The following is an 11,915-nucleotide window of genomic DNA, read 5'->3' as shown; positions in this document are numbered from 1 at the left end:
ATGAATTACCTGTAACCTGCTTCACCAGCCTGGTGCAGTTTGGGGCCGCGCTCTTCGATAGGCTCAAGCGCCTTATCGACCGGCACGTTCGGGGCATCGTGGATGCTCTTCAGCGCGCCTGCCGGATTGTAAGCCCATTTGACCGAGTTGCTGATGACGGTCTGAATATTGGCGTCGTGGTAGGTGGGATATGTTTCATGTCCCGGACGGAAATAGAAGATGTTGCCCGCACCGCGGCGCCATGTGAGACCGGAGCGGAAAACCTCGCCGCCCTGGAACCAGGAAATGAATACGGTTTCAAGGGGCTCCGGCACGGAGAATTGCTCCCCGTACATTTCCTCGTTTTCCAGTTCGAAATGCTCCGGCAGGCCGGCGGCGATCGGGTGGCGCGGATTGATGGTCCAGATGCGCTCACGCTCGCCGGCCTCGCGCCACTTCAAGGCGCAGGGCGTGCCCATCAGCCGCTTGAACGGCTTGGAGAAGTGGCCGGAGTGGAGAACGATGAGACCCATGCCTTCCCAGACGCGCTTGGCGACGCGCTCGACGATCTCATCCTGAACGGCGCCATGGTCCTTGTGGCCCCACCAGACCAGCACATCGGTCTCGTCTAATCTCGCCTGCGAAAGCCCGTGCTCGGGCTCCTGCAGGGTGGCGGTCGTCGCATTGATCTCCGGGTCCTTGTTCAGGGCATCGGCAATCGTGTTGTGCATGCCGTTGGGATAAACAGCACGAACCGTCTCATTGATATGCTCGTGGATGTTTTCGCCCCAGACGACGGTATTGATGGTCATAGATATGCTCCTTGATGAACCAGCGCGGGTTGTTAACGCCGGTGAACTGAAATTGATCAGGCGGCTCCGCGTGTTTCTGCACGTTTGAGAGAAACACCTGCCTGATCGAAACGGTGAATGTGCTCCGGCAAGGGTGAGAGCTTGAGTTTTTCGCCAGGCGCTCGGTGCGAAACGCCCTCCTCGCGCACGACAAGCGGCTCATCCGCACCGATATCGACGTAGATGTAGCTATCGGAGCCGAGCATTTCGGAGTGAACGATCTCACCCGTCCAGCCGCCAGCCCCATCGGAAACGACGATATGCTCCGGCCGCACACCGATCGAATGCGCGCCATGGCTTTCGGCCAAACGTCCGCCGATGAAATTCATCTTCGGCGAGCCGATGAAGCCGGCGACGAAGGTGTTGACCGGGGTTTCGTAAAGCTCGAGCGGCGTGCCGACCTGCTCGATACGGCCGTCCCGCAACACGCAAATTCTGTCTGCAAGCGTCATCGCCTCCACCTGATCGTGGGTAACGTAGATCATGGTCGTGTCATGCATGCTACGGTGGAGCTTGGCAATTTCAAGACGGGTCGCGACACGAAGAGCGGCATCGAGATTGGAAAGCGGCTCGTCGAAGAGAAAGACCTTGGGATCGCGAACGATAGCGCGTCCAATCGCCACACGCTGGCGCTGGCCGCCGGAAAGCTGTTTGGGAAGACGTTCGAGATAGGGCGTCAGCTGCAGCATCTCGGCAGCCGCTTCCACACGCTTTCGCCGCTCTTGCTTGCTGGAGCCGGCGAGCTTCATGCCGAAGGCCATGTTCTCGAAAACGGTCATGTGCGGATAAAGCGCATAGGACTGAAAGACCATGGCGACACCGCGCTTGGCAGGCGTGAGGCGATTGACCACCTCGCCCTCGAAGGACAGTTCACCGCCGGTAATTTCCTCCAGGCCGCAGATGAGACGCAACAGCGTTGATTTCCCGCAGCCGGATGGGCCGACGAAGACCATGAATTCGCCGGAGCGGATATCCATGTCGATGCCCTTGATGACATCGAAAGCGCCGAAGGATTTGCGCAAGTTGCGCAGTTGAATGCTGGTCATGAGATTTCTCCTAGCCTTTGACGCCGCCGGCGGTGAGGCCGGAAATGATGCGTCGCTGGAAGATCAGAACGAGGATGACGAGTGGGACGGTGACGATGACGGAGGCCGCCATGATCGTTCCCCAGGGGATTTCAAACTGGGAGCTTCCCGAAAGCAGGGCAATCGCCACTGGAACCGTGCGTTGATCGTTCGATGAGGTGAAGGTGAGCGCGAAGAGGAACTCGTTCCAGGCCGCGATGAAGGCGAGAAGCCCCGTCGTGACCAGCGCCGGCCACATCAGCGGTAGGAAGACCTGCGTGATGATGACCCATGGCGAGGCACCATCGACGATCGCCGCCTCTTCGATTTCCACAGGCAGATCCCGCATGAAGGTCGTCAGGACCCAGACGGTAAAGGGCAGCGTGAAGATCATATAGGAGAAGATCAGTGCCAGAGGCGTGTTGAACAGACCCGCCCAGCGGATCAGTTCAAAGAGGCCGGCCAGCACCGCGATCTGCGGAAACATCGAAACCGAGAGGATCGTCAGCAGCAGCAGCGCACGGCCCCGAAAACGAACACGGGCAAGCGCATAAGCCGCCGTTACCGCCAGAAGCAATGAGAGAGCCACGACGCAGGTTGCCACCATCAGCGAGTTGCCGAGATTGCGCAGGAAGCTGTCATTGGCCAACACGTCGGCATAATTGCCGAGAGAAAAGCTCTTCGGCAGATAGTTGATTTCGAAGAGAGCCGTACCGGATTTGAAACTGGTCAGGATGGCATAATAGAAGGGGAAGACTGCCACCACGATGATGATGGCGACGAGCGCATAGAAGGCAGTGTTCTTCACAACCGTCGAAGCTGTCATTTTACGCCTCCATCGGTGTTGACGCGACCAAGCCACATATAGACGATGGTGATCGAGGCGATGATGAGAAACAGCATCGTCGAAACCGCCGCACCATAGGCGAACTTGTCGAAGTCGAAGAGGTTTTCGCGTGCCAGCACCGACAAGGTGCGCGTCTGGGCGTTGTTGGGCGTCAGGATGTAGATGAGGTCGAAGACGCGCATCGCATCCAGCATGCGGAAGATGACCGCGACCATCAGCGCCGGGCGGATCATCGGCAGCGTCACACGCCAAAACACCTTGATCGGATGGATGCCATCGACCTTGGCTGCCTCGTACATATCCTTCGGCACCATCTGCAGACCGGCAAGGATGAGGAGCGCCATGAAGGGCGTCGTCTTCCACACATCCACAATCAGCACCGCCGTCATTGCCGTTTCGGGGTTTGCGGTCCACGCGATCTTATGGCTGATGAGACCGAGGCTCAGCATCATGTCGTTCAAGATGCCGAACTGGTCGTTCAGCATCCAGGACCACATGCGGGCCGAAACGATGGTCGGAATGGCCCAGGGAATGAGGATCGCGGCACGCACGAAGCCTCGCCCCCTGAACTCGGCGTTCAGCACCAGCGCTACGATGAGACCCAGAACCGTTTCGAGCGACACAGAGACGATGGTGAATTTTACCGTGTTCCAGGCAGCGCCCCAGAAGACCGGATCTGCCAGGAGACCACGATAGACGGTGCGGCCGCTGCTGAGCGTAATCCACGAAATGTAGTTCTTGAGTCCGACGAATTGGGCGCCGGAGAGATTGGTCAGAGAGGCGTCCGTCAGGCTGAACCAGACGGTTCTGACGAGAGGCCAGCCCGCGACAAGCGCGAGCACGAGAAAGGTCGGGGCGAGGAACAGCCAGGCTGAGCGTAGCCGCTCCGACTGCAGGTCGGAGCCGACCATCGCCGCCTGTCGATCAGGGACAGTTGTTTTCATGAGAGCTTCCACCGATTGGACGGGAGGCGAAGCGGCGAGAGATGCCGCTTCGCGTTGACAGTGTTACCAGCCACTGCCCTTGAGATCGGTCAGCTCGACTTCGAGAAGTTCGAGGTTTTCGGCAGCCGTGCCGGAGCCGGAGAGCGTGTTGTGGACAGCACCCCAGAACTTCGACGAGACCTCGTTGTACTTCACCTTGGTTGCCGCGGACGGACGCGGAACCGCCGTTTCGAAGATCGGCTTCCACTGCGGCATGAAGGGCTGCGCAGCAGCGACATCCTTGTCGTCGTAAAGCGCTGCAATGGTGGGCATATTGGACAGCTCCACCGCCCGCTTCTTCTGCGTTTCGGCAGAGGTCAGGAACTTGACCAGCTCAATGGCTGCATCCTGGCTCTTCGAATATTTCGAGACAGCAACGTTCCAGCCACCCAGGGTCGAAGCAGGTGCCTCGCCGTCTGCGCCCGCTGGCAGCGGCGCGACGCTGAACTTGCCCTTGATGGCGCTATCGGCGCCATTGCCCAGAGCATAGGCATAGGGCCAGTTGCGCATGAAGACGGAGTTGCCCGTCTGCCAGACCCCGCGCGCCTCCTCTTCCTTGTAGGCCAATGCGCCCTGGGGCGAAATCGTGCCGATCCAGCTTTTCGCCATATCGAGAGCGGCAGCGGCCTTCTCGTTATTGATGGTAATGTCGCCATTGGTCTCGACGATATGTCCACCGCCAGCGGACGCCACCCATTCGAGCGCGTTGCAGGTCAGGCCTTCATAAGCGCTGCCCTGGAACACGAAGCCCCACATATCCTTCTGGCCGGCTGCACGTTCCTTGTCCTGAATTTCCTTGGCAGTCTCTGCCATCTCTTTCCAAGTCTTCGGCGGCTGCTTGCCGTATTTGTCGAGCAGATCCTTGCGATAGAACATTGCCGGCGCATCGGTGTACATCGGCATGGCCACAAGCTTGCCATCCACGGTTTGCGACGCGACCACGGATGGGAAGTGCTGACCGATGACGTCCTTGGCCGCAGCCGTCAGATCGACGAACTGATCGGCAAGTTGTGGCGCCCAGACGATATCGGTCTGGTAGACATCCACATCCGTGTTCCCGGCTGCAAGCCAAAGGCGATACTGGCTGAACTGTTCGCTGGACGATGGCGGCATCGTCACCAGTTTGACCTTATGGCCGCTCTGCTTTTCAAACTCGGCCAAACGCTCACGAATGAAGTTCAGGTTTTTGCCGGTGGAATTGGCCGCCATGGCGATATCGGCAGCTTGCGCTGATGCCGCAAAGGCCAAAAGGCTACCGCACAGCAACAAAGCCCTCTTAGAAAAGTTCGTCATCATTCTCCTCCCTATGAAACTTTGACGATACGTAAATTGAAAACGCTTTCAATTTTTCGAAGCTTACAATTCCTCTTCCGCCTGTCAATAGCGGATGAAATGGTATTTTTCCGCATTGACACGCCCTTGAAGGTACGATCGCAGAGAAGCCTCTGAATCTAAATGCTTCATCCTCCTTCTCTAATTTTAAATCGCTTTCGATTTTTGTTGCTTGAAAAATTCGCTTTGAGCTAGCATGCAGATGAAAACGGCGGACATCATGAAGCTCAAGGAATTCGCAGAACAGGTCGGCCTTTCTCCGACGACGGTCAGCCGCGCCCTTGGGGGTTATCCGGAGGTTCGCCAGGAAACCCGCGAGCGGGTGATGGAGGCTGCGCGCAGGCTCGGCTATCGTCCCAATGCCAATGCGGTCAGGCTTGTGACCGGGCGCGCTGGCGCCATCGGCGTCGTCATGGGTCGTAGCGGCGGCGGGCACTTCTTCTCGGAATTCATGGGCGGCATGGCCGCGCGTCTCGAAGGCCAGGAAACCGACATTCTTGTCAGCGTCGCCATCGACAACAATCTCGATGAGGAACTGGCGATCTTCAACCGTTTGGCGGCAAGCGGCAAGGTGGATGGCATCGTCGTCCACTCGCCCCGCCCGGCGGATGAGCGCGTGGCCCTGCTGAACCGACTGGGCGTGCCCTTTATCGTGCATGGCCGGTCGAAGACGTCGTTTCCGCATGCCTGGCTGGATATCGACAATCGCGACGTTGCATACCGTCCCACCATGCATTTTCTCGAGCGCGGACACCGGCGCATTGCCCTCATCAATGGACCGAAAGGCCGAACATTCGTCAACGACCGCGAACAGGGATTTGCGGACGCGCTTTCGGAATACGGGCTTTCACCCGACCCGAAGCTGATGATGAACGAGCATTTCAGCGAGGAGACGGCCTTTCGATTCGCCCGCGCACTTCTGGAGCAACCATCGCGCCCCACTGCCTTCGTTGCGGGAGCGATGATGACGGCTCAAGGTGTCTATCGTGCCGCGACACAACTGGGTCTCGTCATCGGCAAGGACGTGTCCGTCATCGCTCATGACGATGTGTTTCCCTATCTGACGCCTGAGAGCATGCTGCCACCGCTATCCACCACCCGCTCGTCCATGCGCATGGCCGGCATGCGCGTGACCGAACTTCTCCTCCAGATTATCTCCGGCAGACCGATTCAGGAATGCCAGGAACTGTGGCCGGTGGAGTTGATCCTGCGTCAGTCCACCGGCTCAACGTCCTGAAAGACAATAGCAAAGCGCCTCTAGCTTTGCTGGGCTCAGCCATCTGTCGATGCTGTTTCGCCAGCGCCCAACCGATGACGGTGTCCCGTCGCCCCTCACCATCGCATGGAGCCGAGCCCCTTAATCCGATTGTGGCTCAGGCTTATCGCATTCCTTACGGCTTGATGACGACTTTGATGCAGCCATCGTCCTTATTCTTGAAGGTTTCGTATAGGCCGGGCCCTTCCTCCAGTGTCGCGCGATGGGTGATGACGAAGGACGGATCGATCTCGCCTTTCAGCACGCGGTCCATCAACATCGGCAGGTAGCGCTGAACGGGCGTCTGCGCCATGCGAAAGGTCAAGCCGCGATTGATGGCAGAGCCCATCGGAATCTTATCGAGAAACCCGCCATAGACACCGACGATGGAAACAGTGCCGAAGTTGCGGCAGCAGTGAATGGCCTGACGCAGCACATGCGGCCGATCGGTCCCCATAAAGGTTGCGACCTTGATCCGGTCGATGCGGGAGTCCCAGCTGGCGGCAGGGTCTGCCTCTGTTCCGACAGCATCGATGCAGGCATCCGCGCCACGTCCGCCGGTCAGTTGCATGATCTCGTCATAGATATCGGTTTCCAGATAGTTCAGCGTCAGCGCACCGGAAGCCGCCGCAAGCGCGAGGCGCTCCGCCACACTGTCCACGGCAATCACGCGCTCAGCACCCAGCATGTAAGCCGAGCGGATCGCCATCTGACCGACCGGTCCACAGCCCCATATGGCAACCGTCTCCCCGGGTTGGATATTGCAGAATTCCGCCGCCATGTATCCTGTCGGAAAGATGTCGGACAGAAAGAGAGCCTGCTCATCGGTCAAGCCGTCGGGCACCTTGATTGGCCCCACATCTGCATAAGGGACCCGAAGATATTCCGCCTGACCGCCGCTATAGCCGCCAAGCATATGCGTATAGCCGAAAAGACCGGCGGGGGAATTGCCCCACATCTTCTTCGCCTTCTCCTTGTCGGGATTACTATTCTCGCAACCGGAAAAGAAGCCGCGCTGACAAAAGAAGCAATGCCCACAGGAAATGGTGAACGGCACAACGACCCGGTCACCGACCTGTAGCTTGCTGTTTCCTTTGCCGACTTCCACGACCTCACCCATGGCCTCATGGCCCATGACATCGCCGGAATGCATGTCCGGCACGGAGCCTTGATACAGATGAAGATCGGAGCCGCAGATCGCGCAAGCGGTTACCTTGATGATGGCATCCCGATCATCTTCGATGATGGGATCGGGCACGGTTTCGCATCGAATATCGTGTTTGCCGTGCCAGGTCAGTGCCTTCATAACATTCTCCTCTGGTTCGCTTGGTGTAGCGCTTCTTCGAACCAGAGCTTTTTGAGATTGTTCCTGACATTGGGTCAGCCGGCAGCAATCAAGCCACTCGAAAGGACCAAGGCGCAACGACATATCGCGGCCGTGCTGTGGGGATAACCCGTCCGTGAAGGTTACTGGATATCCAGCAGGCGTTCCAGATAGCGGCGTTCCACATCCGCAGGCGGGTTGTTGCCGAGCTTCTCACGGATTGCTTCGAGGATCTCACGTGCGCGCTGCACGTCAATTTCATCCGGAACCCGAACCTGTGAATCACCAAAATCCGGGCCGGAATTGGCGCGTGGACGGCCAAGCGGATCGCGGCCGTTCTGGTCGCCCTGCCCCATCATGCCCTGCTGACCCTGGCCAGGCTGTTGACCCTGCTGGCGCATGGCCTGCATGATCTGGCCCATCATATCCTGCGCGCCCTGGCGCAGCGCATTCAGCGCATTGCCCTGACCTTCGACAGCCCGTTCGCCACGGCCCTGCCCCAGCGCTTCACCGGCGCCCTTCATTTCCTGCTCGGCCTTGCCGAAATTCTGACCGGGCTCCATGCCGAGATCGCGAAGGCCCTTTTGCAGGTCACCGAGCTGCTTGCCCAGTCCCTCCTGCTGCTGGCGCAGGTTCTTCAACGCCTCGCGAAGTTGTTGGGCGGTCATCTGATCGGGGTTTTGCCCCTGTCCATTCTGTGGCTGGCCATTCTGCTGCTCGCCGTTCTGGCCTTGCTGGTCTTGCGGCTGCTGGCCGTTCTCGCCCATCTGCTGCTCGCCGCCCTCTTCGCCCTGCTGAGGATCGCCGCGCTGCATACGGTCGCGTAGCGCCTGGTCGAGCTTGAAGGTCTCGTCCATCAGCTTCTGTTGCTGCTGCATGATCTCGCCCAGCTTGTCGATCTGCTGGCGCAACTGGCTATTTTCCTGTTGCTGTTGGCCCTGCTGGCCGCGCTGCGGGCGACCGGCCTGCAGGTTGTTCATCATCCGCTGCATCTGCGACAGCATTTCCTGCGCCGCATCGCGGTTGCCGGAACGGGCCAGGTTCTCGATCTGGTTCATCATGTTTTCCAGATCGCGCTGGCGCAGCACGTTTTGCGCCTGCTGGTTCATGTTCCCCTGGGGTGCATTCTGCATGCGCTGCGCGAGTTCCTTCATGAACTCGTTCATCGCCTCGCGAAGCTCCTGCATCAGCTTGGCAATTTCCTCATCCGGTGCCTTGCGTTCCAGTGCCTGCGACAGGGCATCCTGCGCATCGCGCAAGCGCTTCTCCGCCTGTGACAAATCACCGTCTTCGATACCCAAAGCGATTTCCCACAGATAATCCGCCGTATTCTTCAGCATCTCCTCATTATAGGCGAGCTTCATGCGCGCCTGCGCCGATTGCAGCAGGAGGTAGTGCGTCTTGTTGGGGATGGTCTCTTCCGGACGCAGACTGACCGCCTCATTATAGGCGATCGCCTTCGGCATCTGGCGTGTATCGAGCGAGAAAATCTGCCGCTGTTCTGCGACCGAGGCCGCGAGTGGCTCGGAGAAGTTGCGCCCTGGAAGGATCATTTCCTGCGGAGGGCTCTTGCCCGTCTGACCTGCGCCATCGGTTGCGACCAGCGTGATGCGGACGCGTTTTCCCGCCATGGGATGTTCGGTGAGATTGCGGCTCGTCACGCCCTTCATGTCACGCGGGTTTTGACGCGGAAGATCAAGCTTGTATTCCGGCGGCGGATAAAGCGGCGTGGCGTCAGCCTGAATGTCGAGAGGCTCGATGACGGCATGGGCTTCACGCACGCCATAATCGTCCTTGGCGGCGAAGCCGATCTCCAGCGCACCATTGGCCGCACGGCGCGGCAGATTGTCAAAAGCGATGACCGGCGGTTTGTCCGGGATGATATTGAAGAACCAAGACTGGCCATTCGCCTCAATCGTGCCGCTCTCCTTGAACTCCATCGTAAAGGTGCGCGGCGCAACTGCGGTCTGGCCCTCGGGGCTTGGCTGGGCAGGCACAACAGCGACGGTCGCCTTTTCCTGTGCGCCTTCCGGCGCAAGCTTTTGCAACTCGCCGGCCGCGTCAGGCTCGAAGGTGACCTCCTCCTGGCCTGCACCACCCGTCATTCGGATCGTCAGCTTGGAGGATTGCGGAACGGAGACCGCGTCGGCGCGATCGGCATTCTGGCTGGTGAGAAAAATGGGCGCCCGACCCGTATAGGATGGCGGCGTCACCCAGGCATCGAGACGGATATCCGGGTTCAGCGGCCCGGAGGCGGGACGGCTGCGAAATGCATCGGCAATGCTGCCTGCACCGTTCGAATAGGAGAAGCCGAACGCAGCAACGAGGAGCAGCGCCGGGATAGCACGAAGCGCCATCCGGTCGTGGCGGGCGATATCCGGCCGCGGCAAACCTGCATCCAGCGCGGCGATCCGCTCGGCCATGCGCGTCTGGTGCTCTTTCCATAGCGCGCGCGCAATGGGGGTGTCGAAAGCGGGCTCGTCTTCCTGCACGCCAACCGGCTGGTGCGGAAGACCGTTGCGCTCTTCAAGCAGGCGCGAGGCTTCTTCCTTCGAAGGCCAGCGCAGACGCGCAATCGGCAGAAGCGCGCTGAGGAACGTAAAGACGACAATAAAAACGACAGCCCAGCGCAAAAGGTCAGGCATCTGCCGGAACAGGCCGAACCAACCAAGCGAGAGAAACACCGCGGCGACCGAGAGCGGCAGAAGCGTCTTCGGCGCAAGGCGCTCGGCAAACAGAACGAGTTTCGCAAAGAACCGTTTGGCCGCCACGCGCCGTGCCAGCTCAGGTCTCTTGTCGAAAGCGCCTTTTCCGCCTTGCCTGGTGGTCATCAATCCGTTCTCCCGGTCTGGCCACACGATCTCGCCGCCAATCCCGCCAATGACGCAGCCGCGAAATCTTTCAGTGCAACAGCGTGCAGGATAGCATTGTTTGTGGCGAAGACGAGGGCAAGCCAGCGCTTGCCCCGCTTTTTTCGTCCAGTTCGCCTAATCGTGATAGACGCTCTCAGTCCAGCCAAGCCGGCACGGAGTCGAGCGCGATCAGTTCTTCGTAGGTGCCGCGTGGGCGAATGACATGGAACTGGTCTCCACTGACCAGCACTTCCGGCACCAGAAGCCGCGAGTTGTAAGTCCCGGCCTGCACCGCGCCATAGGCACCGGCAGAGCTGACGGCAATGAGATCGCCGGGCTCAGGTTCTGCCATCTCGCGATCGAGCGCCAGATAATCGCCCGTCTCGCAGACCGGCCCCACCACATCTGCCTTGATGCGCGGCGCATCGGCGGACGGCTGCACGACGGGGCGGATGCCGTGATAGGCTTCATAAAGCGTCGGACGGATGAGGTCGTTCATCGCCGCATCGACGATGACGAATGACTTCTCCCCGCCATCCTTCACGTAAAGAACTTCGGTTACGAGGATGCCAGCATTGCCGACGATCAGGCGGCCGGGCTCGGTGACGATCTTGCAGTTGAGACTCTTCAGCTCGTTCTTGACGATATGCGCATAGGCATCCGGCAGAGGTGGCGGATTGTTGTCGTCCTTGTAGGGAATGCCTAAGCCCCCACCGATATCCACATGGCTGATCGTGTGACCATCGCCGCGCAACGACTCCACCAACTCGCGCAGCAGTCGGAACGCATCTTCAAATGGCTGCAGCTCGGTGATCTGGCTGCCGATATGCATGTCGATGCCGCTGACATCGATGCCCGGAAGTGTCGCGGCATGGGCATAAACGGCCCGCGCCCGCTGATAGGAAATCCCGAACTTGTTTTCCTTCTTGCCGGTCGAAATCTTGGCGTGCGTCTTGGCATCCACATCCGGGTTGATGCGGAAGGAGACATGCGCCTTCTTACCCGCCTTCACCGCGCGCAGATTGAGAACCTCGAGTTCCGGCTCCGATTCCACGTTGAAGCAATAGATGCCGGCCTCGAGCGCCAGATCCATTTCGGCCGGCGTCTTGCCGACGCCGGAAAACATGATGCGGCTTGCCGGCACGCCGGCCGCCAGCGCACGACGAAGCTCACCGCCTGATACGACGTCGATCCCCGCGCCAAGCTTTGCCAGCGTCTTCAGCACCGCCTGATTGGAGTTCGCCTTCATGGCATAGCAGACCATCGCATCCACATCGCTGAAGGCCTCGGAGAAGACCTTGTAGTGACGCTCGAGCGTCGCCGTCGAATAGACGTAGAAGGGCGTTCCAACAGCCTTGGCGATTTCGGGCACGGGAACGTTTTCGGCGTGCAGCACGCCGTCGATGTAATGAAAATGGTTCACGGCTG

Annotated in this window: 9 protein-coding genes; 1 reads left to right on the top strand and 8 read right to left on the bottom strand. The window is 59.4% G+C overall.

Translation table 11 applies throughout. The features are described 5' to 3' along the window. Window positions 1-5 precede the first annotated feature (5 nt). The 5 genes from ACTJK5_RS16555 to ACTJK5_RS16535 all read right to left on the bottom strand — a co-directional run bounded on the left by ACTJK5_RS16555 (window position 6) and on the right by ACTJK5_RS16535 (window position 5,017). On the bottom strand, window positions 6-791 hold the full coding sequence (locus ACTJK5_RS16555; RefSeq protein ID WP_062423961.1) for a ThuA domain-containing protein: 786 nt from the start codon (window positions 789-791) through the stop codon (window positions 6-8). 56 nt (window positions 792-847) lie between these two features. Continuing rightward, window positions 848-1,876, bottom strand: a complete 1,029-nt coding sequence (locus ACTJK5_RS16550; protein WP_440612849.1) for an ABC transporter ATP-binding protein — start codon at window positions 1,874-1,876, stop codon at window positions 848-850. 10 nt (window positions 1,877-1,886) lie between these two features. Beyond that, the gene (locus tag ACTJK5_RS16545; RefSeq protein WP_112519514.1) at window positions 1,887-2,720 is read right to left on the bottom strand and encodes a carbohydrate ABC transporter permease; all 834 of its coding nucleotides are present in this window, start codon (window positions 2,718-2,720) and stop codon (window positions 1,887-1,889) included. Then, window positions 2,717-3,685 carry a carbohydrate ABC transporter permease gene (locus ACTJK5_RS16540; protein WP_440612848.1) on the bottom strand — a complete coding sequence of 323 codons (969 nt, stop codon included), beginning with the start codon at window positions 3,683-3,685 and terminating at the stop codon, window positions 2,717-2,719. Before ACTJK5_RS16540 ends, ACTJK5_RS16545 begins: the two co-directional genes overlap by 4 nt. Before the next feature lie 63 nt (window positions 3,686-3,748). Beyond that, window positions 3,749-5,017: an ABC transporter substrate-binding protein gene (locus ACTJK5_RS16535; RefSeq protein ID WP_440612847.1), complete on the bottom strand. Its 1,269-nt coding sequence runs from the start codon at window positions 5,015-5,017 to the stop codon at window positions 3,749-3,751. A 259-nt stretch (window positions 5,018-5,276) separates the two neighbouring features. Here ACTJK5_RS16535 and ACTJK5_RS16530 point away from each other — a divergent pair, with 259 nt between their 5' ends. Next, a complete protein-coding gene (locus ACTJK5_RS16530) occupies window positions 5,277-6,293 on the top strand; it encodes a substrate-binding domain-containing protein (RefSeq protein WP_440612901.1) in 1,017 nt (338 codons plus the stop codon). 154 nt (window positions 6,294-6,447) lie between these two features. On the opposite strand, the gene ACTJK5_RS16525 is transcribed toward ACTJK5_RS16530, so the two are convergent. The 3 genes from ACTJK5_RS16525 to lysA form a co-directional block, all read right to left on the bottom strand. Further along, window positions 6,448-7,617 (bottom strand): zinc-dependent alcohol dehydrogenase, encoded by a 1,170-nt coding sequence (locus tag ACTJK5_RS16525; protein WP_440612846.1) that lies wholly within the window; start codon window positions 7,615-7,617, stop codon window positions 6,448-6,450. Window positions 7,618-7,778: 161 nt separating this feature from the next. Beyond that, window positions 7,779-10,466, bottom strand: coding sequence for a TIGR02302 family protein (locus tag ACTJK5_RS16520; protein ID WP_440612845.1), 2,688 nt, complete (start codon window positions 10,464-10,466; stop codon window positions 7,779-7,781). 175 nt (window positions 10,467-10,641) lie between these two features. Next, entirely contained in the window at window positions 10,642-11,910 is a 1,269-nt protein-coding gene (gene lysA, locus ACTJK5_RS16515; protein WP_062444885.1) for a diaminopimelate decarboxylase, read from the bottom strand. Window positions 11,911-11,915: the final 5 nt, after the last annotated feature.

The organism is Agrobacterium sp. 22094, assembly GCF_052046015.1.
Classification (GTDB): Bacteria; Pseudomonadota; Alphaproteobacteria; order Rhizobiales; family Rhizobiaceae; genus Agrobacterium; species Agrobacterium cavarae.
The sequence above is the reverse complement of the archived record's forward strand: the minus strand, read 5'-3'. Positions and strand labels throughout refer to the sequence as shown.

Bases quoted from the DNA above. Each gene is read 5' to 3' on its own strand.
- ACTJK5_RS16555 (WP_062423961.1), bottom strand. From the start codon at position 791: ATGACCATCAATACCGTCGTCTGGGGCGAAAACATCCACGAGCATATC.
- ACTJK5_RS16550 (WP_440612849.1), bottom strand. From the start codon at position 1,876: ATGACCAGCATTCAACTGCGCAACTTGCGCAAATCCTTCGGCGCTTTC.
- ACTJK5_RS16545 (WP_112519514.1), bottom strand. From the start codon at position 2,720: ATGACAGCTTCGACGGTTGTGAAGAACACTGCCTTCTATGCGCTCGTC.
- ACTJK5_RS16540 (WP_440612848.1), bottom strand. From the start codon at position 3,685: ATGAAAACAACTGTCCCTGATCGACAGGCGGCGATGGTCGGCTCCGAC.
- ACTJK5_RS16535 (WP_440612847.1), bottom strand. From the start codon at position 5,017: ATGACGAACTTTTCTAAGAGGGCTTTGTTGCTGTGCGGTAGCCTTTTG.
- ACTJK5_RS16530 (WP_440612901.1), top strand. From the start codon at position 5,277: ATGAAGCTCAAGGAATTCGCAGAACAGGTCGGCCTTTCTCCGACGACG.
- ACTJK5_RS16525 (WP_440612846.1), bottom strand. From the start codon at position 7,617: ATGAAGGCACTGACCTGGCACGGCAAACACGATATTCGATGCGAAACC.
- ACTJK5_RS16520 (WP_440612845.1), bottom strand. From the start codon at position 10,466: ATGACCACCAGGCAAGGCGGAAAAGGCGCTTTCGACAAGAGACCTGAG.